Origin of the sequence: Brevibacillus nitrificans (assembly GCF_003710965.1) — a bacterium.
Lineage (GTDB): Bacteria > Bacillota > Bacilli > Brevibacillales > Brevibacillaceae > Brevibacillus > Brevibacillus centrosporus.
On record NZ_RHHU01000012.1, the window covers coordinates 97,382 to 123,767 of the forward strand.

Below are 26,386 nucleotides of genomic sequence, written 5' to 3' on the forward strand. Positions count from 1 at the left end.
ATGATGTGGACGCCTCAGGTTGGCATGAAAGTGGAAGTAAACGGGATGGGACCTGGGACGATTGTCAAACTCACTCCGACGGGCGCCCTAGTCCAGATTGAGAGATTTCGGCTGCAGGTTGACTTGAAACTCGATGCGATGCGGCCAGCGGAAATCTCCGGGAACAACCAGTCAAGCTCACCGAAGCAGGAGAATAAAGACGCGACGCTCGATTTGATTGATGAAATCATTGGAGCAAAAGGAAACCACAGGGGGGCAGCCGCAGCTTCAGCAACGTTTGCAACATCTGACAAAGCGGTTCAAACACAATCTCCACCCAAGCCACAACCCAAACAGCAAGTACAGCGACCCGTGGCACAGACTCAACCACCACAAGGCACGCGTATCGTCTCATTGCCGATGGATCCGGTCCGGTTGCAAGCGCGCAAAACATTGGAGTCTCTGCGATTTGGACTGGTGCCGAATGGTCATATCGAACAGTTGACGATGGGCTTCTCCGCGATAAAAGATTGGGCATTCGCCAGCTTTCCAGAAAAAGGGTTCCAAAGGATGCACAAGGTGGTGGGCCCGTATGGAACGGGGAAAAGCCATACGATGGCTGTGCTGCGCTATCTGGCGGAACAAGCGGGTTATTTGGTCGCCAAAGTGGAGGTGGACGGCAATGCCATCAGCCTTTCCGAGCCTGCACGCTTGATAAACGCCCTGTGGAACAGTGTAAGAGGACACGGTTTTGAAACGGAATCGCCACTGCTGTCCCTTTACGAGAGGGCCATTCAATACGGATACACGCCGCATTCCGTGGCGAATCTGCATTTGACCAAACTCACGGATAATATGGCCACGATTCAGCTGCTTGCCAGAATGGGATACACGGAAACGTATCAGGACATGATCGAGGGCGTACTAAATGGCAGCGAAGAGTATACGGCTACGGAAGTCAACAGCAGGCTGAGCAAAGAGCCCAACTTGTTCCTGCCGCAGCTGAAATTACGCTCTCCCATTTCCCGAGCCGTTGCCGAGCGTTCCCACGATTTCTTGGAAGCATTGGTCAGTTGCGCAGTCCTCTCCAGAATGGCGGGGTTCAAGGGTCTAGTCATTACAATAGATGAGTTCGAAGTGGAAGTGAACCTGACCAAGAGCAAGCAAGCACAGCTCATGGAAGTAATCGATGTAGTAGGTTCTTACATGCGAGGGGAAAACCGCTCCCTGCCGGCATCCCCACTAGCTGTCTACCTTGGCACGCTGGGGCAGATCACAAATCCCGCGGATGCAAGGCTGGATCAGATATGCAAGCAGTCGAGCGGCATGATCTACACCCTTGGAACCTGGCAAAAAGAGCAGCGCCTCGAGCTCGCACAAAAGATTTATGCGCTCTACCAGCAATCGTACATGCTCGGCAAGCCTTATTCAGGAAAGATTGCAGAGGAAGTACACTCTCTCATGGAAAACCGCGGGTATGACGACAGCGGGATGCTGCGTCAATTCATCAAGTGGTACGTGACGTTTCTGGATATGCTGTACGGTCCTCCGGAGGTGCCGAAGCATGGAGCCAAATCAGAGGCAAATTGATTATGATCTTGCCCGGCAATTGACAGGGACATGGCCAGCCTTCTTCGAACATTTCGGCAGACTGACTCAGGTGCAGCGCGAGGCCATCCCGTCTATTCTCGATGGGAATGACGTCTTGATTTGTTCCGCTACAGCGAGCGGGAAAACGGAAGCCGCATGTGCTCCTGTACTCGAAAGGCAACTTCATCGGCCGGGAATATGGACGGTGCTGTATGTTTCGCCAACAAGAGCGCTCGTCAATGATCTGTTCGCCCGTCTGGAGGTTCCCGCTGCGCGTCTGCAATTGCGTTTGCAACGGAGAACGGGGGAATATCGCAGCACTTCGGAAGCGATACCTCACATTTTGATAACGACGCCAGAGTCTTTAGACAGCATGCTGGCTAGGGGGAAGCGGAAAAAAACTGACGACCACCTCCTGGCTTATGTGAGGACCGTCATTTTGGACGAGATCCACCTGCTCCATGGAACAGCGCGAGGAGAGCAGACAAAGTGGCTGCTGGAAAGACTGCACAGATTGCGCAGACAGGCCAAAAAGCAGGGATGGACTGCGGATGACCGAATGCAGATCATCGGGTTAAGTGCGACCGTGTCTGACCCGGGTGAACTGCTTGACGCATACATGCCGAATGGAAAGGTATTGAAGATCCCGGGAAAAAGGGAGATTGAAAGAATAGAGTTTGGTGAAGATGCGGGGGCATCTATTTATGAGCGGCTGCCCGCATATATCATGTCGCTCGGCCGGCCGGAGAAAATCATCGTTTTCTGCAACGCGAGAAAGCGGGTAGACGAACTGGCCTACGCTTTCGATGCACCCTTGAGAGACAAAGGCTACCGCGTCTTTGCCCATCACGGGAGTTTGAGCAAAACCTGGCGGGAACAGGTGGAGTCACGGGCAAAGAAAGAGGACCGCATGGTGTTGTTCGCTACATCCACGCTAGAAATCGGGATCGACATCGGGGATCTGGACGTCGTCTTTTTAGATGGTCCACCACCAGACGTTTCAGCGTTTCTGCAGCGGGTCGGCCGGAGCAATCGCCGTTCGCAGCAGACCCGAGTCGTGCTGTGCGCGGACAGCGAGCGGGACATGCTCATCCAGGAAGCGATGCTGCAAGCTGCGAGGGATGGCTATCTGGGAGAAGATGCGGGCGGCAGTCATTTTGCTGTTTGGCGTCAGCAGATAGCTTCTTACATTTATCAAAGCCCGAAAAATGTCCGTTCACGCAAGATGTTTTACCAGCTTTTTCAACAGGTAGCGGAGCCTCGGGAAATCGATCAGCTGTTGCAAGTGCTCATTGCACAGGAAGAGCTGGTCGAAACTCCGAACGGGATTGGGCTCGGACCATACTGGCTGGAGCGGGCTTCATCTGGTGAGATTCATTCCAATATAGAGACAGCCGCGGGGCAGACTGTCGTGAATGAGAGGACAGGAGAGAAAATCGCAAAAGGGGTTCGACTGCTTAGCGGCAATGAAGTATTTACGGGAGGGCAAACGTTTCGCGTGACTAGCCAAACAGACTATACGCTGGAGGTGGCGGCCGTCAAGAAATCGGGAAGCCTCCCCAGCCAATGGCAGTACGTCAGCGGTCCCGCCATCCGAAATACGATGCATCCCATGCTCGTCCGAAGATACCTGGGGATTCCCGAGCGCATCTGGCCGGTCGTTGAAGTGGGGGATGAGCTGTACATTTTCCATCTCGGCGGAATCCAGATGGCTTTGGTCATGGAGCTAGCTGAGAAAAGTCAAGGTGTCGATAAGCGAGCTTTTTATCCTACCCCCTATTATGTGCGAATCCCGGCAGCTAGTGGGCAGCGCAAGCCGAAGTGGTTGGCTTTTGCCAGTTTTGATCGGATTCTATTGATTGCTGCAGAACAGCTGGATCTGATCGAATCCCGGCTGGGACGTCCTTATGCGAATAAGGTATTGCCGGAGGAGATGCGGATTAAGGAAGTAATGGGATGGCTTCAGGTAGACAGAAGTCTGGAGTGGATCACCAAATCCGTATGGGAGACAAGTGGTGACTCTCTATCCACCTCCTTGTCTCATTTCCTTTCATGATACTTGGAGTACAATCGATTACAGAGTTTGTTAATCCGACATGTATATTGGAAAGGACAACAATAAAGTGATGTGCACGTAGTGAGGGATTAGACATTATAGCTATGAGTCAACAAGGAAGATATCAAGATCGAACTATAAATGCGACTTCGATGAAACTGCAAAAAAACATATTAATTAAGCAGTGAGGGGAGTCGCTATTGATCGGTCGCGAGAAAAAATCCAGCAAATACAAGGGTAAAACTATACAATACCACGACGAAGCATTAAAAAAAATGGTATAAATAAAAAGTGGAAGAAAGCATAGTCCCTCCACGGAATGAAGGAGCTTATAATGAAAACAATCAAATCTGCGTGCCAATTACAACCCAAAGCCCTTGAAATAAATGTTGGTGATCAAATCGAGCAACTGGATCAGATCATTCAAGATACCAACGGACAAGATTATTTTAAGAAAACGTTTATAACAGATGGAATGAAGACTCTTCTTTCCAAAGGTATGGCACGTCTTGCCGGAAAGTCAAACGATACTGTGTTCCATCTTAAACAGGCCATGGGTGGAGGTAAAACACACTTGATGGTTGGATTTGGACTTCTTGCAAAAGATTCTGCTCTTCGAGAGACCCAAATAGGCTCCATGCCATATCAGTCAGATTTTGGTTCTGCTAAGATAGCCGCCTTTAATGGACGTAACAATCCTCATACATATTTTTGGGGAGAAATTGCTCGTCAGTTAGGGAAGGAGAGTCTTTTCAGGGAATATTGGGAATCCGGTGCAAAAGCTCCAGATGAACAGTCTTGGATAAATCTGCTCGATGGAGAAGAGCCCATTCTTATTCTCTTGGATGAGATGCCTCCATATTTCCATTATTACAGCACTCAGGTTTTAGGGCATGGAACAATTGCCGACGTTGTTACCAGAGCATTTTCCAATATGCTGACGGCAGCACAAAAAAAGAAAAATGTCTGTATTGTCGTATCCGACCTGGAGGCTGCCTACGATACTGGCGGAAAGCTAATTCAACGCGCTCTAGATGATGCTACACAGGAGCTGGGGCGTGCAGAAGTATCTATTACTCCAGTTAACTTGGAGTCCAATGAAATCTATGAAATTCTTCGCAAACGTCTTTTTCTTTCGTTGCCGGATAAAAGTGAGATAGCAGAAGTTGCCTCAGTCTATGCATCAAGGCTGGCAGAAGCAGCAAAAGCAAAAACGGTTGAAAGAAGCGCTGAGGCATTGGCCAATGAGATTGAATCAACCTATCCCTTCCATCCAAGCTTCAAGAGTATTGTTGCCCTGTTTAAGGAAAATGAAAAATTCAAACAAACACGCGGCTTGATGGAATTGGTTTCGCGTCTTCTGAAATCCGTCTGGGAAAGCAGCGAAGACGTATATCTGATTGGCGCCCAGCATTTTGATCTTTCCATCCACGATGTTCGTGAGAAGCTTGCTGATATCTCAGAAATGCGTGATGTGATTGCAAGAGACCTCTGGGATTCCACTGACAGCGCTCATGCTCAGATCATCGACATCAATAGCCGGAATCATTACGCAAAACAGGTTGGAACTTTGTTGCTAACTGCAAGCCTTTCTACTGCAGTCAATTCTGTAAAGGGGCTCACTCAAAGCGAAATGCTTGAATGCTTAATCGACCCAAATCACCAAGGAAGTGGGTTCTTAACAGCCTTTAGTGAGCTTCAAAAATCAGCATGGTACTTACATCAGACTCAAGAAGGCCGTAACTATTTCAGTCATCAGGAGAATTTAACAAAAAAGCTGCAAGGCTATGCGGATAAAGCTCCGCAAAACAAGGTGGATGAATTGATCCGCCATCGCCTTGAAGAGATGTATAAACCGGTAACCAAAGAAGCATATGAAAAAGTGTTACCTTTGCCTGAAATGGACGAAGCAGAGGCTGTTCTTAAAACAGGACGGGCACTTTTGATTATTAGTCCTGATGGAAAGACCCCTCCAGGTGTTGTTGCAAACTTTTTTAAGGATTTGGTTAACAAAAATAATGTGCTGGTTTTAACTGGGGATAAGTCGTCTATTGCCAGTATTGATAAAGCTGCCCGCCATGTCTATGCAGTAACAAAAGCGGATAAGGAAATTCCCGATTCACATCCGCAGCGAAAAGAGCTTGATGAGAAGAAGGCTCAATATGAACAGGATTTCCAAACCACGGTTCTTTCCGTGTTCGACAAACTTCTTTTTCCGGGGAACAATAGGGGGGAAGATGTGCTACGTCCTAAAGCACTCGATAGTACGTATCCATCCAATGAACCCTACAATGGTGAACGGCAGGTTGTAAAAACGCTGACGTCTGACCCCATTAAATTATATACCCAGATCAGCGAAAACTTTGATGCCCTTCGTGCTAGAGCCGAGTCTTTGCTTTTCGGTTCACAGGATGAGGCGCGCAAGACTGACTTGCTCGACAGAATGAAGCAGAAGACGCAAATGCCGTGGCTTCCAAGTCGTGGTTTCGACCAATTAGCCATTGAAGCTTGCCAGCGCGGTGTGTGGGAGGACTTAGGGAATGGCTTTATTACGAAAAAGCCGAAACCCAAAACAACAGAGGTCATTATTAGTGAAGATTCTTCACCGGATGACTCGGGCACGGTGCGGTTGAAGATCGATGTGGTGAATGCAGGCAATAGTCCTCGAATCTATTTTGCAGAGGAAAGCGAAGTTTCAGAAAGTAGCCCAGTACTGAATGATAATACACTGGCAACCAAAGCATTGCGGGTTCAGTTTCTTGCCGTCGACCCCACTGGGAGGAACCTAACTGGTGCTCCTACAACATGGAAGAACCGCCTGACATTGCGAAATAAATTTAATGAAGTTTCTCGAACAGTTGAACTGTTTGTTGCGCCGAAAGGTATTATTAAGTACACCTTGGACGGTTCAGAACCCCGAAACGGACTTGATTATACAGGTCCTATTCAAATAGGTGATGCAGAAACGACAATTTATGTATTTGCTGAGTGTGACGGCCTTGAGGTGAAGCGAAACTTTACCTTTTACAAATCCGGCTCCAAGGAAGTTCCTATAATTAAAGAAGCCCCTGCAGTTTTGTATAGCGCTTCACCAAAACGCCTGGATAGTTCCTCGAAAACGTATGAGGGACTGAAGATGGCAAAAGAAAAAAACATCGAATTTGAACAGGTGACGCTAATGGTGGGTTCTGCACCTAAAGTGATCCACTTATCCCTTGGTGAAATGAGGATCAGTGCAGGGTTTATTGAAAAGGAGCTTGCACATCTTCAAACCCTCCTTAGCCCAGATGCACCTGTAATTATGACATTTAAAAAAGCCTATACGCCAACCGGTTACGATTTAGAGCAATTTACCAAGCAGCTAGGTATTGAAATAGGCAACGGAGAGGTAGACCAAAAATGAGTGGCACTATAGATTTTGGAGCGCCAACAGAATTTGGGATGCACCATTTCTATGTGGATATTCCCGCGGCTCCACGTGATGCTATCTGTATTTATGAGGATTTTGGCTTCGATGGCGATGAGACACGCCGAGAAACAGTTGAATGTAGACTGGTTTTGGCTCGTGAGCTTTGGAACAAAATTCGGGATGATGCCAGAAGAGACTTTAATGCCCGCTTAAAAAGCAAAAAGCAGAGTACCGGTAGTTGGACAATCGGGAAAGTCAAGCTGGACCGCTTTCTAGGTAGGGAGTTATGCGTCCTTGGCTGGGCAGCGGAGCATGCCTCACCTGATGAGTGCCTTGTTATATGCCAAAAGTGGTTGGCATTACGTCCCGAGGAGCGCTGGTGGCTTTACAGCAAAACTTCTTCTGAAGCAGGACATGCCAATCAATCTTGGCGTGGCTGGCGCAAAGCACTTTACTGCGCCTTGTCTGATGGTTCCAATATTAAGTTAGAGACCAAAAAGAAACCAAAGATCAGACAGAAACCAGAACAGAAGGAGGATCTGACTCTTTTTGATTTTACAGAAAAGGGAGATATCTAATGGCACTTGCACCATTTGAATGGAGAGACAAACCGGCACTGATTGAACATTTGTTTCCGGTTCAAAAAATATCTGCTGAGAGCTATAAGGAGCAGATGGCAAACCAAGGGAAGACTCTAACTGCGCTCGGTAGTTATTGGAAGGGGCGAAAGCCACTAATATTGAACAAAGCCTGCATCTTGGGTTCGCTACTTCCTGCCACAGATGATCCCCTCAAAGATTTGGAGATTTTTGAGTTGTTGATGGGATTGGATTCAGTAACGATGCAAAAGCGGATTGAGGCAACTCTACCAGCTTCAAGACGGCATACTGTTGGGGAATATCTTCTGTTACCTTTCAATGATCAAGTCCGAATCGCAAAACGGTCGGAAGAGTTAGGTGATTCCCTCTTTAATCATGTTTGGTCTAAGGTTAACCAGCACCTTGGCACTTCAGCCAGTTCCTATCTTGACCTTGTAGAGCAAATCGGTATAGCCCGCTTTGGCCGTAGACCAAGACTTGCTGATACCTTTTCTGGATCAGGCCAAATTCCGTTTGAAGCAGCAAGGTTAGGTTGCGATGTTTATGCATCAGATATTAATCCAGTTGCTTGTATGCTTACCTGGGGGGGCCTCAATATTGTTGGAGGATACCCAGAAAGTCGTAACTTTATTGCCCAAGAGCAAAAGGTTTTAGCCCAAAAAATTCAGCAAGTGGTAGATCAACTTGGTATAGAAGCAAATGAAAATGGATGGAAACCAAGGGTTTTTCTCTATTGCATGGAAGTTCGGTGCCCTCAAACGGGCTGGATGGTTCCACTTTTACCTACGCGTATTTTAAGCAAGGATCAGAACGCAATTGTAGAATTGATTCCCATTAAAGATGAGAAGCGTTATGAAATACAAGTAAAGATAGGTGTTACTGGAGATGAACTTATTGAAGCGGCAAAAGGTACCGTTCGTTCTGATGGGCGTGGACAAGACCCATATTTGCTTCATACAGTAAGTGGCGAAGAATTTAGATCTAAGATTTCAACCTTGCGGGGAGATTTCCGTAAGGAGGACGGGTCTACAGGGAATAAATTACGTGGTTGGGATAATAGTGATTTTAAACCAAGACCCAACGATGTCTTTCAAGAAAGGCTCTATGCTATCCAATGGGTACAAAGTAAGGAAAACCCTAGCGCAGGGAAGACCAAGGAAAGGTTTGAGTTTCGTTCTGTCACAAAAGAAGACTTAATGAGAGAGCAAATTATTGAGGATTACCTTGAAGAGAATTTTTCAGAATGGCAAACGAATGGTTGGATACCGGATATGCGGATTGAAATGGGATATAACACTAGGCAGCCAATTTGGGAGCGAGGTTGGACGTATTGGCATCATTTATTTAATCCAAGACAGTTGCTGTTACTCGGTTTGGTGAATAGGTTTAGTTCAGCAAGATTAAAACCAGCTTTTTTCCAACTTGTCCAAAATAATAGTAAATTAAGCAGGTGGGATAATTCTGGTGGAGGGCGTGCAGGTGTTAAGGGGGTTTTCGATAATCAAGCCTTGAACACACTTTACAACTATGGCAGCCGGGCGTTAAGCAATTGTTTACCAATGATATTTGCGGATTACAAATCATTTCCACTTAGTGAAAATATCAATTTGCTTGTGGAAGCCAACCCTGTAGATCAATTAACGAAAGAAAATGATATTTATATAACAGATCCACCTTATGGAGATGCGGTAAAGTATGAAGAAATTCTAGAATTTTTTATAGCTTGGCTTCGAAAGAATCCTCCAGAAGAATTTAAAAACTGGGTATGGGACAGCCGTCGTTCCCTTGCAATCAAGGGTGAGGATGAGGGCTTCCGGCAAGGAATGGTTGCTGCATACCGTAAGATGACCCAAATGATGCCAGACAACGGCATTCAAATTTTAATGTTTACCCATCAAAGTGGGACAATATGGGCGGACATGGCGAACATTATTTGGGCTAGTGGCTTGCAGGTGACTGCTGCATGGTATGTGGTTACGGAAACAGATTCTGCCTTGCGTCAGGGAGCCAATGTTAAAGGTACTGTTATTCTTGTTCTCCGTAAACGCAATCAGGAACTGGAGACCTTTCGAGATGATCTGGGGTGGGAGATTGAGGAAGCAGTAAGAGAGCAGGTTGAATCGTTGATAGGATTGGATAGCAAGGTGCGTGCCAAGGGTTCCGAAGGGCTATATAACGACGCTGACTTACAAATGGCAGGATATGCAGCAGCTCTAAAAGTCCTCACAGCTTACTCCCGCATTGACGGCAAGGACATGGTCACCGAGGCCGAAGCACCTCGCCAAAGAGGCAAAAAGACCTTTGTGGATGAGTTGATCGATTTTGCTGTCCAGACTGCTGTCCAGTTCCTTGTCCCAGTGGGTTTTGAAAAAGGGGAGTGGCAGAAACTGCAGCCTGTGGAGCGTTTCTATCTTAAGATGGCGGAGATGGAACATCAAGGTGCCAATACATTGGATAATTACCAGAACTTCGCCAAAGCCTTCAAAGTCCATCACTTTGACCAGTTGATGAGCGATAGCTCCAAAGCAAATTCGGCACGTTTGAAGCTGTCGACGGAGTTCAAAAGCGCAATGATGTCCGGGGATGCTGAAATTGCGAGGACACCGCTTCGCGCCTTACTTTACGCTCTCTTTGAACTCTCCAAAGAGGTAGAAGTAGAAGATGTGCTGTTGCATCTGATGGAAAACTGTCCTAATTATCTGCCCAACAAGACTTTGCTTTCCAATATGGCAGACTATCTGGCGGAAAAACGTGAAGGTCTGAAAGACACTAAAACCTACAAACCCGATATTGAGGCGAGCTGCGCACGCATACTCGCGGAGGCGATAAGAAACCAGAGGTTATAAAATATGACGCTAAAGCGTTTTTCATCTCGAACGGAAAGATTAGATACAGAGTTTTTGGCTGAAACTCTTAAAGGTGCAACAAAGTACTTCCGAATTGCAGGCTATTTTAGGAGTTCTATTTTCGAGCTGGTAGGCGAAGAAATCTCAAAAATTCCTGAAGTGAAGATTATTTGTAATTCTGAACTGGACTTGACTGATTTTCAGATGGCAACAAGGCGGAACACAGCCCTTAAAGAGCATTGGAACGAAGTAGATGTTGAAGCGGAAGCACTTCTGAAAAAAGAACGCTATCAGATCCTCGATAAGCTATTGCAGTCTGGTAATGTGGAAATAAGGGTTGTGCCGCGGGAGCGCCTATTTCTTCACGGAAAAGCCGGATCTATACACTATCCGAATGGTAGTCGCAAATCGTTCATTGGTTCTGTTAACGAGTCAAAAAGTGCATTTGCCCATAATTATGAGCTGGTATGGCAGGATGACGAAGAGGAAAGTGCTGATTGGGTGGAGAAAGAATTCTGGGCTTTGTGGAATGACGGTGTTCCTCTGCCGGAAGCCATCTTGGCAGAAATCAATCGTGTAGCTAACCGTCGGGAGGTCACAGTAGAAGTATTGAAGCCGTCTGAGGTCCCTGCTGCTGCAATGGCTGAAGCTCCGATATATCGAGGAGGAGAACAATTGCAGCCATGGCAGCGCTCTTTTGTGACTTTGTTTTTAGAGCACCGGGAAACATATGGTAAAGCCCGCTTACTACTAGCCGATGAGGTCGGGGTTGGTAAAACACTCTCCATGGCAACTAGTGCTTTGGTGAGTGCTCTTCTTGATGATGGTCCGGTTCTCATTCTTGCTCCGTCAACGTTAACGATTCAGTGGCAAATTGAGATGATGGATAAGCTAGGGGTGCCCGCGGCAGTCTGGTCTTCTCAAAAAAAAGTTTGGCTTGGTGTTGAAGGGCAGATTTTATCACCGCGCGGAGATTCATCGTCTATAAAAAAATGTCCTTATAGGATCGCTATCATATCGACTGGATTGATCATGCACCAGCGGGAGGGGTCAGAGTTCGTCAAAGAAGCTGGAATGCTTCTTAAGAATCGATTCGGGACAGTCGTTTTGGATGAAGCACACAAAGCACGAGCAAGAGGTGGGCTGGGTAATAAAGCGGCAGAACCGAATAATCTTCTTGCTTTCATGCATCAAATCGGGAAGCGTACTAAGCATTTGATACTGGGTACTGCGACACCCATCCAGACGGACGTCCGGGAACTTTGGGATCTTTTAGGGATCCTGAATAGTGGTGCAGAGTTTGTACTTGGTGACCCATTATCACCTTGGCGAGATCATGAACAAGCTATCCCACTGGTGACTGGAAAAAGCCAAGTTACTTCCGAGAGAGAGGTATGGAGGTGGTTAAGCAACCCACTGCCTCCATCTAATGAGCATCATATAGTCCAGCAGATTCGCGATCATTTGGCAATCGACACCCAGGCTTTTTTATGCGCTCACCGGTTTGAAGACCTTGACTACATGATTCAGAACATGTGGCTTTCTGAATGTTTGGACCCTAGATTTTTTAAAGAAAATAACCCTGTATTGCGTCATACCGTTTTAAGAAAGCGAAAACAGCTTGAAGACGATGGACTTTTGGAAAAAGTCGGCGTCAATACACATCCGGTAACTCGAAATCCGGCTCAATATCATTCTCGTTTTGTTGGATTGGGAATTCCAACAAATACACCCTTTCAGGTGGCGTACGAAAAAGCCGAAGAGTTTTGCACGCTTCTTCAATCTAGAACAAAAGCTGGCGGCTTTATGAAGTCTTTGATGCTTCAGCGTATTTGTTCGAGCTTTGCTTCTGGTTTGAAAACCGCACAGAAAATGCTCAAGCATTCTATTACTAATGAGGATGAGGATCGTATTGAAGAAGTAGAACACATCCTTACTGAAATGACTCCTGCAGAGGTTTCCTGTCTCAAAGCTATAGAGACACAGCTATCTCGTGCTGAAGCAGTAGATTCTAAACTCAATACCGTGAAGTGGTTCTTAACTGAATTCAGGACAGACGGGAAGACATGGCTTGAACATGGCTGTATTATTTTCAGCCAGTACTTCGATACGGCTGAATGGATTGCCAAAGAGCTTGCGAAGTCTTTCAAAGGTGAAGTTGTGGCCGTATATGCGGGGGTAGGGAAGAGTGGACTTTTTCGAGGCGAGCAGTTTAACAATGTAGAACGTGAAGTCATTAAGGCCGCTGTTAGAACCCGCGAAATTCGGTTAGTAGTAGCAACCGACGCGGCATGCGAGGGTTTGAACCTTCAAACACTAGGCACCTTGATTAACATCGATCTTCCTTGGAATCCGTCACGTCTGGAACAGCGACTGGGTAGAATTAAACGGTTCGGTCAGGCCCGAAAGTTTGTTGACATGCTCAATCTTGTTTACAGTGAAACACAAGATGAGAAAGTTTACAATGTTTTATCAGAACGTCTGCGCGACACCTATGACATTTTTGGAAGCCTCCCTGATACAATCGATGATGAATGGATTAAGGACGAAGAAGAGCTTAAACGCCGAATGAACGAGTACATGCACGAAAGGAAAAAAGCTGAGGATGCTTTTTCTGTGAAATATCGTGGAACCATAGATCCTGAGGCACATTTATGGGAACGATGTGCTTCTGTTTTATCTCGTCGTGACATTGTAAGTAAACTAAGTGAGCCTTGGTAATAAGAGCCGCATCCGAACGTTCTCAGGTCCGGAAGTGCAGAGTAGTGATTGTATAAAACTGGAAACTAAACAATTTACTTGGCTCCAACGATTAACTTTGAGCGAATATCGAGTATTGTGGGGGACGGGCGCCGACATGTTAAATAATTTCACGCATTAGTTTTTAGTGACATTAACTCGAAAAAAATATCAATAATAATCATTGTTATGAAGAAGAAACTATACAAGGAAGGAGTGGAGGTGAGGATTAATCCACTCCTTTTTGTATCTGAGTCTTAATCATTGTTTTTAAGACTGAATGATCTAAATTCTACAAATCATAGAGATTGATATTTGAAATCCATTTATACACGTTTATGGATTTCTTCCGATGTAAGATTGAAAGAAAGGTAAATCAAGTTTTGACTAAGGCGTTGAGACAAATCCTTATAGTGGTTGCTGCTGTCCATCATTATATTTGATAATATATTTTAACCAATGCAAAGATTATTAGAACTGAATAACATACTAAGAAAATTAATCTATCTATATACGAATTAAAGGGTTATTAAATTACAGTAAAATTTTTAATAGATGTTTAACCACAAGGAGCACCCCATGCAAACCAAAATCAAAAAAGTAAAATTCGAACCGGAATACAAAAACCCAAACTACACGGTCATCCTGGAATGCCCGCAAGGCAACGAACTTTACATCAAGTTCGACTATACTTATGCGATGAAAAAATACATACCACTAAAAGTGGAATATGACGGGGTGGACAAAGGAGCGAAGCTCTCCTGGTACACAAACCATGTAGAAAAAATGACAGTGGATGCTTTTCTGGAAAAAATAGCAGAGAAAATCAATAAGAAATACAATTTTAAGAATACCAATTAAGGAGGGGAACGCTAAAGGAGGTACCTCCCTTTTGTGAAAAAGCGGGAGTCATTTAAATTTCTCCCGCCGCTTCACTGAATTACGAATACCATGCAATTTTTACTTACTGGACTCACTTTGCGCATTGTGTCAGCACAAAGCAATCCAAGGGGAAGTCTAGTTTACTTCATACCTCACAATAACAATCCTCCCCTTGTACCACTCCTCACTACTTCGTCATGCCCATTCTATTTGCTCTATCAAAAGAACGATTGTTCCCTGACAACTTCTGTCACCCCCATCAATAAGATCATGATAAAGCTAGCAAATATTTTTCTCTACAAACAAAATTTCACACTCCCCATCCATCCTTTCTCCTATAATCAAAATGGGGTGATTCCATGTACGAAAAAATGATCAAGCATCTGACCACCTATAAAAACACGAAAATATCCCTCGGCCTGCTCGAAGCATGGGCTGACCCGCAGATGACCTATGTCGATTTTCACCATACCCTACAAGTGTTGCAGGACAACCAAATCCTTATCCCTGTCCGCAATCACGGGACGAACGGCAAAAATCCGCCGTTGCCACTTACCTTTCGCATCCGGAAAGCCATCATCACAGAGCCGATCAAACAAGACATCAAGACCTCACAGCTGCGTTTCCATCCAAGTATCAGGCTGGACTCGTATTTTCGTTCCTCCCAATCCAAATGGACCAAAGATTTGCCCTACATCGAAAATGTTCACGACTACCTCACACACCACGGGATTCCACAAGAGGAAGCAACGGCGCCCGAACGATCTTTTCACATAACCGGAGACGAAAAATGGATCGATGAGAAGGGTGGGCGCAAGCTACTCGAAACAATCGGGGTATGGGAGCGATTGAAAATTGCCACAATGCCAGATCCACTCATGTTTGCAATCAACCCCAGAAAAATACAGGAAAACCAGAATCTACACAGGCATCTGGTCGTCGAAAACAAGACTACGTACTATGCGATCTTGCCCATTCTCCAGTGGCTTCCCTACACGACCCTGATCTATGGAGCAGGCTGGAAGGTGGTGTCCGGGATCGGAAACTTGCCGGGACAGTTGGGAGTAGGTGAAGAAGTTTCGCACCACTTCGAGTACTTTGGAGATCTTGACCATGAGGGATTAGCCATCTGGTATTCCCTGTATCAAAAATGCAAGGCGGTTCCAGCAACTGCATTATATTGCACGTTATTGCAGTGCGAGCCGTCTGTTGGAAAAAGGGAACAAAGGATAAAGAAGGAAGCGATAAAGAGTTTTGCGGCTTTCTTTTCAGCCGAGGAAAAACTGCATATCCCGTCTATCCTAGAAAAAGGAGAGTACCTGCCGCAAGAGGCGATAACTGCGGAGGCGTTGAGGGATAGGCTGCTGGGGATTGCAGGTGGAAGTGGGGAGGAAAAATGACATTGGAACAAGAACGTCTGGCGGGAGTAGTAGAAGGATACAAAGAACGCATCCAACGTTTGGCCTTATTTGATCCTCTGCACAAATTGGATGCCATGCGCGGAAAAGACAGGCAAGAGCGCCCCATAGACATGTTCGGACTAGGGCTGCTTACACTCTTGTTTTTCTTTGAAAACATGCTGATTCGCAACAAAAAAACAGGCGTCCAGGAGCTTGCCATTTTTCTTAAACAGATGAACCAAGGGGAAATCGATATGGACGAATCCGGGTTTGAAAAGCTCGCCCGAACCATTATCGAGGCATTTCGTCCTGCCAGCGGAAAACGCAACCGCCGCAGCTTCTACAACTGGGAGACGCGGCAGATGGACAATGTCGAGTTCTCTCTTCTAAAAGCGGAGCGAGGGGACATCGCCGCAAATAAACAGTATTATTCGCTGGATGAAGACGGACTGGAACTAGTCTTTGCCACGAAGGAGTTTTTCCGGGAGTTCCATTTGTCGATCAATCAGCTGCTATTGCGAAAACAACTAGAGAAGGGCGAGTTCGTGGGAGCCCTCCGCCAGGTTAGCGAAATGCGTATCGACGTCGAAACCTTGCAGGAACGCATGGTACGGATGAAGCATGAAGTGCAGCGAAACATCATCTCGGAGGAGACTTATTTGCGGTATAAGCAAGTAATTGAAGACATCCATATACGGCTTTCCAGGGAGCATGAAGAGTTTACAGAACTGCAAGGGTTTGTCGATGAAACGAAAGAACGTCTATTGTACGAACGAAAGGACGACAAGGAGCGAAGAGCATACGAGTACATTTTGCGCATCGATCGTGAGCTGGGAGAGGTCCATTTTGCCCATACCCAGCTCTTGAAAGACAGCATTGCACTCAAAACGACAGCTCTCCAGTCCGCGCAGGAAACCCTTTACCATGTTGCGATGCAATCCTTTAATTTTGACCAGGAAATTGTGGCGCGTCTCATCTCTTCCCCTCTGCCCATGTCCGCAACGAGAGTCCTGATCGCTCCGTTTCTGTCCTTGGAGAAACAGGCAAGCTGGTCTCCGTTGGCCGTGTTTGAGAAGCAACGTGTAGGAATAGCGGTAGAGGAGGAGGGGCAGGACGATTTTGAGGATGTCACCGGGGAAGAGGGGCAGGGACATGCGATTATCCAGCAATTGAACCTCGGGAAATTAATGGGGTTTGTCCTTTCTTTGATGGATGACGGCACAGAGGTTACGATCGAAAAAGTCGCCAATCATTTACGGAATAATGGAAAGGAACATTGGCTGGATCATCGCTCCTTTTATGATTTCTGGCTCATCTTGCACCAGCGATCTCCTCTCTACAAATCGTCGGGGGAAGAGGATAACCACTTGCTGCGGGAAGTCGTCGCTATGCTAGAGCCAGGACAGTCCATCCATGTCGCCGAACTTCCCGCTCGCTTAGAACTGACAAACCGTTATGAGATTCAAAATATGAAACTAACCAGGGAGGACCAGAGCGATGTATGAAAATGAACAAGTGCTGATCGCGTTTCGCATCTATTCCCAACTGAGCAAGGAGGGGGAGGCCGATACGGAAAGCATGAGGCAGTATATCGGCAACGATGTCGTCAGAGGTTTAGTGGATCAGTTTTCCCGCGAAGTGGATTGCACCGTCATCCCGGCAGGGGACAAGCTGTACCTGGTACCTGTGGCAGTGACCTCCCCCTTTCATGTGAGCAATGCAACCCTGAAAAAAGAATACCTCCCCACCAAAGCCAAAAACATCGATCTGTACATGATGTATGTGACCATCCTCATCTTGTTTGGGGAATTTTACGACAGCTACCACTCTCAGGAGGTGACACGCGATTTTATTACGCTGGAAAGCTGGCTGGAGGGCATCGACTCACGCATGCAGGCATTGAAGGAACACGACCCGGATCGATTAACTGCGCTGGATGCAGAGTACGAATACAACTGGAGCCAACTGGTGGAAAAATGGGATGCAATTGATGATCTGCGAGAATCTTCAAAGCAGCAGGACGGTCGGACAAACAGCCGGTTAGGGTTTTTGTCGCTCGTGCAAAGCTTTTTGCAGGAGCAAGGTCTAATAACGGATCTGGGGAACCAGGAACTGACCCTCACCGAAAAGGCAAAAACGATTGTCCAGCGCTACTATATGGATGCCGAATATAATCGTGGAATACTGGACTTCATTTCAACTCTCGAAAAGAAAAAGGAGGAAGTATGATGCCAGTCATATCCAAAATTCGATTTACGAATGTGATCTATGAAGGCGGGAACAAACGCTATAACGACGAGTTGTTCGTTTTTGACGGACATAACGGGGCGATCCTGCTGGAAAACGGAGGGGGCAAGACGGTTTTTATCCAGACGGCGCTGCAAGCGGTGTTGCCGCACAAGGACTTGGCGGGGCGCAGAATCAAGGAGACGTTGTCTCTTTCAGGTACTCCCGCTCATATCGCAATCGAATGGATTCTCCGCGATTCTCCCCGCCGCTATGCGCTGACGGCTGTCACGCTTTTCATGCACAACAATGAGCTCGATTCCTTTCGCTATGTCTACGAATACGAAGAAGGGAGCCCGTACGCCATTGAGGAGCTTCCTTTTGCAAAGGAGGGAGTACAGGGAAAGAAGCGGCCGGCAGATAAGGGGGAAATGCAGGAATATTATGCGCAGATGAGTGCCCGGCATTTGAATGCGCACACGTTTGACACGATTAAGGGATACCATGCGTATTTGGAAGAGTCTTTTCAGCTGATTCCGACCGAGTGGAACAAAATCGCCACAATCAACGGAGCGGAAGGCGGCGTGGAAATCTATTTTGACGACTGCAAAACCACAGATCAGCTCGTCTCGCAGCTCCTGATTCCGACGGTGGAAGAAGCGATCAACGGGAACAACGGGGACGCCTTCGCAGAAATATTTGATAAGCAGCGAGAGCAATTCAAGCAAAGCAAACAGCTCCGCATGCAGATTCAGGAAAGCAAGCTGCTGGAGACGCAAGTCCAGCAATACACGCAGGTCTATGCGAATTACCACGAAGCCAAGTCAGAACTTGAACGCGAGAAGGAGTGGACACGAGCGCTCTTTCAGCACGTGAGGGACGAACGTGTCCAAACACAGCTCGAAGTGGACAATCTCGGGAAGCAGCTCACTGAAAACGAGCGACAGCTGCATGTCATCCAGCGGAAGAAGAAATCCAGGGACATCTCCGCACAGGAGGCGGTAGTTAGCCAGTGTGCTGAAGATTGGCGGATGGAAAAGGAGCGTCTGGAAGAACTCGAGCAGCAACATGAACGGGCAGAACACTCCCAGTACACGTTGGAATACGCCAAATACAAGGCGCAAAAGCAAGAGGCAGAAGAAAAGCAGGAGCTCGCACTGGACCGTATCGCCAAGCTAGACCAAGAGCAGGATATAGCGGAGATGAAAGACGATTTCGAGCGGACAAACCGGGAAATCCGCGGCTATTACGCGAATGCGGAAAAAAGCCTGCAGCAGGAGGAGCGCGTCATCCGCAGCCAGCTGGACAGCATTCAACAACAGAAGAAAGCAAAACTGGCGGAAATCCAGACCGAGCGAAAAAGTCTGGAAGGAAACGAGCGGGAACAAGCGGTATATCAAGAGCGGGGTGAGCAGGCATCAAGAAACATGGAAAGGATCGCCGGTAACATATTGGACAACCCGCGGGAAGAGGTAGAGGAGCTTATCCACGTATGGCAAGAGGAGATGAGCAAAAACCAGCAAAACCAACGGCTCTACCAGCAGTACCTCAGCGAGTGCCAGGAGCACAAGCGAAAGCTGGAGGAAAAGCTGGGGGAAACGCGCCAGTCCCTCCAGACGGCTCAGGATCAAGCGAACCTTTGGAACCTGAGATGCAGCGAAGCAGAAAAACAGCACCAAACCGTACTGAATGGCATCCTCTCAAGCTTTCCTCGTTACGGCTATCTTGAATCGCTGTACGCCAGACAGGAGACGCTTACCCAAACGGTGTTGGACAAGGTCTTGCAGCTGGATCGGGAGAAAGAAGAGGTACTTCTGCAGGAACGAATGGCTACCAGGTTGAGTGATGAATATTATGACACCCCCTTTTACATGGCAGACCCGGAGTTGTTCAAGCTCGTAGAAAAATGGAAAGGAGCGTTTCACTATCTCGAAACGGGAACCCAATTCCTTCAAGATCTTCAGCAGCAGAAGGAATTTTCGCTGGAAATTCTACATGCGCGTTTTCCCTATTGGGCAGCTTCGTTGATTACGACCGAACAGGAAGTCGAGTCAGTGGAAAACCGGCTGCAGAAACATGCCGATATCCTGCGCAATCCGGTATTCATCCTGACCATCCAGGAAGCAAGAGCATGGCTGGAGACTACAGAGGCGTACCCATTTGCTTGTCGGGAGATCATCCCGAGTCACTGGCAAGAGAATCTAGTTCAGGACCGGTTTGCAAAATGGAAGCAAGAGCTGGAAGAAAAAGCGGCTCAAGTCACTTCGCTGCGCAAAAACAAGGAGGCGGAGTATCAGCAGCTGCTTCAGCAAAAGAACCAGCTGCTTCAGTTTTACGCCGATTATCCGCAAGATCTTTATGCGGAATGGAAAAGGCAGCGCGACGAGTATCGGGAGCAGGCAAGTCAGCTCCAGAGCGAGATTGCGCGCTACGCCGAGCAAATCCAAAAAGAGGAGAAAGACTGGAGACATTACCAAGAAAAATTATCGGAAGAAATGGGACGGGAGCAGTATTTGAGCTTCCGTTTGCAACAAGCCCAAGATTATATGCTGGAGAAAAAAGGTTGGGAGGAAGCCAAGAAAAAAGAAGGCGAGCTTCTGCGCGAATCAACCGTTATCCAGCAAAGACTGCGAGCGCTGGAGCGAGCCCTGCAAACGGTCGAAAGCCATGAGCTGGAGCTCGAGGCGGAGAGAAAAGAAAAAGAATATGGCCTAGTCTCTCTACGAGGAGAATGGCTCTATGAGCAGGTCAGGGATTATCAACCGCTGTCTCCACAGTATTCTATCGAGAGGTTGCGGGCGCAGCGTAATGAGCTTGAAAAATCATTGCGCCAACAGCAGGCAAGTAGGGCTCAACTGGAAGAAGAGGCCCAGCGTCTTCGCAAGGAAAGCGAATCGAGCGAAAGACAGATGGCCTTAGTTCTAGCGAAGATCAGCCACCCACTCGATGTGACGTATGTGTTCCCAGTAGATGGAGATGCACAGCTGGAACGTCTAGTCAACAAAGTGGTGGATTTGAAAAAAGCAACAAATGCTCAACGAAGTAATGCAGAGGAACTTTACAATCGACTTGCAAGGCAAACGGAGCGTCTTGCCGCGATGAACGAGCATTTTCAGAAAGAGTATCAGGATGAGCAGCTGGATTCTTTCGTGGGTGATTTAACAGAAGCCCTGCAAATGCTAGAACAGGAAGAAACAGAAATCGAGGGGAGAAGGAGTTTCCTTCAGGAACAGGAGGGTACAAGGCGTAAAACGATCAAGGAGCTAGATGATGTCATTCGCGAGCTGGAAATCAAGAACGGGACCTACGGATTTGCCGAATCTAACGTAGCTGATGTTGCAGTGCGGGAAGATGAAATTTTGACATTTCCGTATCAGCGGACCGATACCGTGAGAAAGCGGCTGCACTCACTTGCCCAAAAACAAGACATGGAAGTCAAGGAACTCAAGAAAGTAACGGCAGAACAGGAACGTTTCAAGCGTTTTTGCGAGGATAACATCCGTAATATCAAATTGCGGGACACTGCAAAAGCCGGGATCCAAAACAAGCAGAACTATTCCGAAGTGCGGGAATGGGCAGACAGCTTGAGCAAGACGATTGCGAACAGCATTCGGGTGCTTGAGGACAACTTGCAAGGGCGGGATAAGGAGCTGCAGGATTTCATCACTATCGTGCATACACATTTGCAGCGAATAGCCGCAGAGCTGAAGACCATCCCAAAAAAGACGAGCGTCAAGGTGGAGGGTGGACGGCGTGAGGTCTATCACTTCCACGTGCCGGAGTGGAAGGAGGAAATGGGCAAACAACTGTTGCGGCAGCAAGTTGACTGGATGTTGAGCCGTCTGGACGGAGATGAATTCAAGGACCCGGAAGGAAAAGAAGATCTAGGGAAAATGAAGAAATTTATTTACACACAGCTCCAGTCCAAATCGCTCTTGGGAATCGTCATGGGGAATGACAGCATCCGGGTAAAGTGTCGTAAAGTAAGTAAAGACGGGCAAGTCAGTGGAGCGCTGTCCTCCTGGGAGGAATCTAACAAGTGGTCTGGCGGGGAAAAGTGGAGCAAGAACATGACCCTCTTCCTGGGCATTCTCAACTACTTGGCGGAGAAGCGGCAGCCGATCGCGCAAAGCGGCAAGCGGTATCGGACAGTCATCGTCGACAATCCGTTCGGGAAGGCTTCCAGTGAGCACGTTTTGGACCCTGTCTTTTTCATTGCGGACGAGCTGGGCTTCCAGATCATTGCGCTGACCGCACATGCAGAAGGGAAGTTTATTCGGGATTACTTCCCCGTCGTCTACAGCTGTCGATTGCGCGAATCCGCCAGCGGCGATGCCTTGATCTTGACCAAGGAGCGTGAGATTAAGCAAGCATATTTCCGTGATCATGCTCCGAACTCGTTGCTGCGGCTGAGTGAACATGAGCAGTTGAGTCTGTTTTCGTAAAGAAGGGGCACGAAGCAACTCAAAGGTTGAAACAGATTACAACAGACCGAAGAGAATGAACAAATCATCTCTTCGGTCTAGCTATTTTTATGAAGCATATCCATATACGTCGTCAACAACAGCACAATCGAAACAATACTCGGCTGGATTCACGGAGGAGAATTCGCCATCCCGGAAATCCAGCGTCCGTTTGTATGGGCTGCCTCAAAAGTACGCGATCTGATGGACTCCCTGTACCAGGGCTTTCCCTGCGGCTACATCATTACGTGGCGCAATCCAGATACGAAGCTCAAGGATGGCACGCAAGCGATAGGAAAGAAAATCCTGAACGACGGCCAACAGCGAATCACGGCCATGACCGCTGCGTTATTGGAAAAGAAGTCGTCGGGGCTGATTACAAAAAGAAGCGCATCCGCATCGCATTCAATCCACTGGAAGAGCGATTTGAGGTGGCCAACCCGGCCCTCGAGAAGGATGCGGCGTGAATTCCGGATATTTCGGCATTCTTCCAAAAACAATTCAATTTATTCGAGTTTGTGCATCAATATTGTACGAAATGAGGGCGCGGATACGAGCCGGATCGGGAATACCGTGAACCATTTAATCCATATTCGCTTCAGCAGCCTGGGTATGATCGAGCTATCCCATGACCTGGACATCGAAACGGTTACCGAGATTTTCATCCGAATTAATTCCCAAAGGGTCGTACTTAGCCAGGCGGACTTCGCCATGTCCAAGATTGCCGTCAATGAAGAGTACAATGGCGTCCACATTCGGAAAATGATCGATTATTTTTGTCATTTGGCTATTAACCCGGCGGATTACCATGCGATCAAGGAGAACGACACTTCCTTTTCCGGCACCCCTTATTCTCAAAAGATCATGTGGGTGAATGACCACACGGATTCCCTGTATGTCCCCACTTACTCCGATCTGCTGCGGGTTGCGTTTACCTTCAAGTTTTTGCGGGGGAAGCTGGCGAATTTGTCAGCTTGTTGTCCGGTCGGGAGTTTGAAACGAGGGAGTACAAGGAAGAAATAGCGGAGGGCTCTTTCCAAAAACTAGAGGCCGGCGTGCTGGCTTTTGTGAATGAAACCAACTTCAAGCGTTATCTGATGATCGTCAAATCGACGGGGATGATCCATGACAGCTTGATTCGCTCCCAGAATGTGCTGAACTTTGGGTACATTCTGTACTTGCTCTTAAGTGACCAGGGAGTTAGAACAGGCAAAGATCGACATTCACCACAATGTCAACAGAAAACAACCAAGTACGGGGAGATTCAGGACACAAAGGAAGTGCTGGACAATCTGGAAGCGAGCTGCATTCCATCTGGCATCTTTACAATGAATGCGGATCACTTTGAAGATTTCTTGCAGGAGCGCAGCAAACTCATGGCAAACAAAATACGCAACTACTATTTCTCCTTGTAGCTCTCTTTTCCATTCTGTCATGAAAGAGGAGATGACAACTCATGCCCCTACCAACCCTAGAACACCTGCTAGAAAAAGAACTGCTCTGGGAACGCCAGGAGGATGCCAGCGATCTCGTCCGTTGGTGGATGGACGGTATTCAGCTTTACAAGAACCTGCTTCGCCTTGACGACCAGAACGAACGCTACCGAGTGCAGCTGGCTAATCTTCTGCTAAAAGCAGGCGGCGATCTCAAAATGAGGCAGCACAACTTCCGGGAAGCAACAAGGTTGTTCCGCCAGCTGGTGAGGCAGATCCCGGATCATGCTTTGGCATATTACCGCCTCGGTTTTTTGGCTTTGTACGAACAAGACTGGAGACGCTCCATTACTTATTTCAGCAGCGCCTTAACGGCAAAGCCAGCAAATCGGGCCCACCAGCTAAGTGAGGAGCAAAGGGCGAAAGCGTACGGCTATCAGGCCAAAGGGTACCAAAAAATCAGTCTTGCCCTTTTCGAAAAAGCAAAGCAGGTCGGGAATGAGACAAGAGATCCAGCAACAGCGGATGCGATCGATTCCTTTCTGCTCCAAACCGAGCGAGAGCTGTTTTCCTACGAGGAAGTTAAGCCCTATATCATGGTGTCGCGAAACCAAGTCCTGCATTTGAACAAGGACGAGGTGATCGAGAAGCAGGCTGAACGGGGGCCATCCGATATCCGTTTGGACCTTCTGGGAGAGAAGTTTTTGCTTGTGCTCCCGTCTGACGAGCGAATCGAGCTGACCGAACAGCTGGCCAGATTGCTGCGGTACTTGATGGAGCAGGGCAAGCCGGTCACGAGTCAAATGATTCGCGAAGCGGTGTTCCCGGACTCCAAAAGCGAATCGATTGTGAGAAGAACCATTTCGCGGCTTCGCGAAACCATTCGTTATTCTTGCAGGATGGACGATCTCATCCATACCACCCCGACCGGCTATTCATTCCACTGGCCGGCAGATTTTCAGATTTTTTACCGCAACGACGATTTGTTCCTGACCGACATATTGGATAACTGAAGACACGACAGCCACGGGCAGACAACCCGTGGTTTTTCTTTTGCCCAAAAACGCTGTCAAGCCCTCCCCGTTACACGATGTAACAGCGTAAATCGTACAATCACTCATGTAAAGAACAGACGAGAGAGGATGATCAATGATGACAAGGCAAGTAACGTGGGAGCGTGCATTGGTACGGACGGGATTTCATTTTGAAAAGGAAGGAGACTCCTTGCTATTTCAGTATGAAAATCATCAAAATCTGCAGCTGCTGGAAAGAATGCTGAAAGACCTCGGAGCTGCCGATGGCTGGCAAATGATGCGTTTCGTGCCGCGTGTACCGGAAGTAGATGAGGAAGCCTTTTTGCAAGCTTTTCACGCGAACAGACGAAGCCGCGAAGACTTCCCGGGCGAGGTGGATGCCATCCTGTTGCATTCGCTTGATCCGCACATCGCGGGTATTGTGCGCTGGTGCACTGCCATTGGACTCCCTACAGCCATGAGCTGCGACGGTCACGGGAGACGGCATGCATCCTTGTATTTCCGTAAAGGAGACTCGCCGTATCCGGTCATGCTAGATGCCTGCCTTGGGCTCTTGTCCAGCGGCAAATGGCAATTTACATTTCTGTACCAGAGCGCAGCCGGGCACATCCTGATGAAGCCGTCTCAACAGGAGATGAGAGAGCGCCAAAGGGAGAGAAGAGAGCAGGGAAGTGTACCTGGGAGAGAACGGGCATACGAGCAAGCATGGCTGCTGGATGTGGCGGAAGCCCTGCACGATCATCAAGACCTCCTTGGTGATGTGGTCCGCGCCATGAAAAAAGCGATGTCAAACCAATCCCGATAGAGGAGTGATCCGAAATGAAAAAAATTGAGAGCGAATTGTGCGAATTGCTGCAGATCATCGGACCGAGCGGAGAAGAAGAGGAAGTGATCCGCTACATCCAGCCGAGAATGGAAAAAGTTCTGGAGCATGTGCATCTGGACGTTTACGGCAACCTTTTGGGCGAGACCGTTTGCGGTTCGGGAGCAGGACCGACTGTTTTACTGTGCGCCCATATGGATACGGTGGATTGGATCGTTCCCGGACGAGAGGTGATTAGAGAAGGCGATGTTTTCACCTCATCTGCGGGAGTCCTTGGGGCAGATGACCGAGCAGGAATGGCCATCGTGATGGCCGTTGTCCGGAATGTTAGATCGACTGAATTCTCAGGACGGTTGAAAGTTGCTTTTACACGCGAAGAAGAGGTAGGAAGATACGGCTCGAAGGCGATGGACAGGGAGTGGCTGAACGATGTCGACCTGGCTATTGTGGTTGACCGCCGAGGGAACCGGGATATCGTGACATCCCGCGGCCAGATCCAGCCCTTTTGTGATCCAGCTGTGGGAGCTTTTTTCGAGCACGCAGGTGCCGCAGCAGGCATGCCTGACTGGAGGATGGTGCCAGGGGGGATCAGCGATGCGTGTACGTTCGCTTCCTATGGAATCAACAGCGTCAATCTGTCGGCGGGGTATCTCGATGAGCACACGGAGCAGGAGAGAGAGGATCTGCGCTGGGTGAGGGAAACTACCAATCTGATTTTGACTGCCTTAGGCATGTTGGAGCAACAAGTAGAACGTTTGTTTCCTGACAGGTTGTGTCAGTTTGGAAGGTAAAGTAGAGCTGTACAGATAAAAAACAGCATGTGGATGAAAAACGATCGTAGGAGGAGAAAACAAATGGACTGGATGAACACGTTTGTCTTTGTATGCTTAATCGCTGTCATGGGACT

The 26,386-nt window shown here is 47.8% G+C and carries 16 protein-coding genes; all 16 read left to right on the top strand.

Annotated elements, in window-relative coordinates:
- The 16 genes from EDM59_RS20390 (at position 1) to EDM59_RS20465 (ending at position 26,270) form a co-directional block, all read left to right on the top strand.
- Positions 1-1,569 (top strand): BREX system ATP-binding domain-containing protein, encoded by a 1,569-nt coding sequence (locus tag EDM59_RS20390; RefSeq protein WP_122925301.1) that lies wholly within the window; start codon positions 1-3, stop codon positions 1,567-1,569.
- Entirely contained in the window at positions 1,544-3,625 is a 2,082-nt protein-coding gene (locus EDM59_RS20395; RefSeq protein ID WP_122925302.1) for a DEAD/DEAH box helicase, read from the top strand. The genes EDM59_RS20390 and EDM59_RS20395 overlap by 26 nt, the downstream gene beginning before the upstream one ends.
- Before the next feature lie 334 nt (positions 3,626-3,959).
- Complete coding sequence (locus tag EDM59_RS20400; RefSeq protein ID WP_122925303.1) at positions 3,960-7,028, top strand: anti-phage-associated DUF499 domain-containing protein; 3,069 nt, start codon at positions 3,960-3,962, stop codon at positions 7,026-7,028.
- Positions 7,025-7,612 (top strand): anti-phage-associated DUF3780 domain-containing protein, encoded by a 588-nt coding sequence (locus EDM59_RS20405; protein ID WP_122925304.1) that lies wholly within the window; start codon positions 7,025-7,027, stop codon positions 7,610-7,612. The genes EDM59_RS20400 and EDM59_RS20405 overlap by 4 nt, the downstream gene beginning before the upstream one ends.
- Positions 7,612-10,479 carry an anti-phage-associated DUF1156 domain-containing protein gene (locus EDM59_RS20410; RefSeq protein ID WP_122925305.1) on the top strand — a complete coding sequence of 956 codons (2,868 nt, stop codon included), beginning with the start codon at positions 7,612-7,614 and terminating at the stop codon, positions 10,477-10,479. The genes EDM59_RS20405 and EDM59_RS20410 overlap by 1 nt, the downstream gene beginning before the upstream one ends.
- Before the next feature lie 3 nt (positions 10,480-10,482).
- Positions 10,483-13,200, top strand: coding sequence for a phospholipase D-like domain-containing anti-phage protein (locus tag EDM59_RS20415; RefSeq protein WP_122925306.1), 2,718 nt, complete (start codon positions 10,483-10,485; stop codon positions 13,198-13,200).
- Between the two features lie 597 nt (positions 13,201-13,797).
- Positions 13,798-14,079, top strand: a complete 282-nt coding sequence (locus EDM59_RS20420; protein WP_122925307.1) for a hypothetical protein — start codon at positions 13,798-13,800, stop codon at positions 14,077-14,079.
- Positions 14,080-14,459: 380 nt separating this feature from the next.
- Positions 14,460-15,500 carry a Wadjet anti-phage system protein JetD domain-containing protein gene (locus EDM59_RS20425; protein WP_122925308.1) on the top strand — a complete coding sequence of 347 codons (1,041 nt, stop codon included), beginning with the start codon at positions 14,460-14,462 and terminating at the stop codon, positions 15,498-15,500.
- A complete protein-coding gene (locus tag EDM59_RS20430; protein WP_246011136.1) occupies positions 15,497-17,005 on the top strand; it encodes a replicative DNA helicase in 1,509 nt (502 codons plus the stop codon). The genes EDM59_RS20425 and EDM59_RS20430 overlap by 4 nt, the downstream gene beginning before the upstream one ends.
- A complete protein-coding gene (locus tag EDM59_RS20435; protein WP_122925309.1) occupies positions 16,998-17,729 on the top strand; it encodes a DUF6063 family protein in 732 nt (243 codons plus the stop codon). Before EDM59_RS20430 ends, EDM59_RS20435 begins: the two co-directional genes overlap by 8 nt.
- Complete coding sequence (locus EDM59_RS20440; RefSeq protein ID WP_246011137.1) at positions 17,726-22,171, top strand: coiled-coil domain-containing protein; 4,446 nt, start codon at positions 17,726-17,728, stop codon at positions 22,169-22,171. The genes EDM59_RS20435 and EDM59_RS20440 overlap by 4 nt, the downstream gene beginning before the upstream one ends.
- Before the next feature lie 177 nt (positions 22,172-22,348).
- Positions 22,349-23,212 carry a DUF262 domain-containing protein gene (locus EDM59_RS20445; protein ID WP_246011149.1) on the top strand — a complete coding sequence of 288 codons (864 nt, stop codon included), beginning with the start codon at positions 22,349-22,351 and terminating at the stop codon, positions 23,210-23,212.
- A gap of 32 nt (positions 23,213-23,244) precedes the next feature.
- Complete coding sequence (locus tag EDM59_RS20450; protein WP_122925312.1) at positions 23,245-23,604, top strand: hypothetical protein; 360 nt, start codon at positions 23,245-23,247, stop codon at positions 23,602-23,604.
- A 41-nt stretch (positions 23,605-23,645) separates the two neighbouring features.
- Entirely contained in the window at positions 23,646-24,635 is a 990-nt protein-coding gene (locus EDM59_RS20455) for a winged helix-turn-helix domain-containing protein (RefSeq protein ID WP_122925313.1), read from the top strand.
- A gap of 136 nt (positions 24,636-24,771) precedes the next feature.
- Positions 24,772-25,461: a hypothetical protein gene (locus EDM59_RS20460; protein WP_122925314.1), complete on the top strand. Its 690-nt coding sequence runs from the start codon at positions 24,772-24,774 to the stop codon at positions 25,459-25,461.
- 14 nt (positions 25,462-25,475) lie between these two features.
- Positions 25,476-26,270 carry a M20/M25/M40 family metallo-hydrolase gene (locus EDM59_RS20465; protein ID WP_246011138.1) on the top strand — a complete coding sequence of 265 codons (795 nt, stop codon included), beginning with the start codon at positions 25,476-25,478 and terminating at the stop codon, positions 26,268-26,270.
- Positions 26,271-26,386: the final 116 nt, after the last annotated feature.

Coding starts and splice junctions, on each gene's coding strand:
- EDM59_RS20390 (WP_122925301.1), top strand. CDS start 1: ATGATGTGGACGCCTCAGGTTGGCATGAAAGTGGAAGTAAACGGGATG.
- EDM59_RS20395 (WP_122925302.1), top strand. CDS start 1,544: ATGGAGCCAAATCAGAGGCAAATTGATTATGATCTTGCCCGGCAATTG.
- EDM59_RS20400 (WP_122925303.1), top strand. CDS start 3,960: ATGAAAACAATCAAATCTGCGTGCCAATTACAACCCAAAGCCCTTGAA.
- EDM59_RS20405 (WP_122925304.1), top strand. CDS start 7,025: ATGAGTGGCACTATAGATTTTGGAGCGCCAACAGAATTTGGGATGCAC.
- EDM59_RS20410 (WP_122925305.1), top strand. CDS start 7,612: ATGGCACTTGCACCATTTGAATGGAGAGACAAACCGGCACTGATTGAA.
- EDM59_RS20415 (WP_122925306.1), top strand. CDS start 10,483: ATGACGCTAAAGCGTTTTTCATCTCGAACGGAAAGATTAGATACAGAG.
- EDM59_RS20420 (WP_122925307.1), top strand. CDS start 13,798: ATGCAAACCAAAATCAAAAAAGTAAAATTCGAACCGGAATACAAAAAC.
- EDM59_RS20425 (WP_122925308.1), top strand. CDS start 14,460: ATGTACGAAAAAATGATCAAGCATCTGACCACCTATAAAAACACGAAA.
- EDM59_RS20430 (WP_246011136.1), top strand. CDS start 15,497: ATGACATTGGAACAAGAACGTCTGGCGGGAGTAGTAGAAGGATACAAA.
- EDM59_RS20435 (WP_122925309.1), top strand. CDS start 16,998: ATGTATGAAAATGAACAAGTGCTGATCGCGTTTCGCATCTATTCCCAA.
- EDM59_RS20440 (WP_246011137.1), top strand. CDS start 17,726: ATGATGCCAGTCATATCCAAAATTCGATTTACGAATGTGATCTATGAA.
- EDM59_RS20455 (WP_122925313.1), top strand. CDS start 23,646: ATGCCCCTACCAACCCTAGAACACCTGCTAGAAAAAGAACTGCTCTGG.
- EDM59_RS20460 (WP_122925314.1), top strand. CDS start 24,772: ATGATGACAAGGCAAGTAACGTGGGAGCGTGCATTGGTACGGACGGGA.
- EDM59_RS20465 (WP_246011138.1), top strand. CDS start 25,476: ATGAAAAAAATTGAGAGCGAATTGTGCGAATTGCTGCAGATCATCGGA.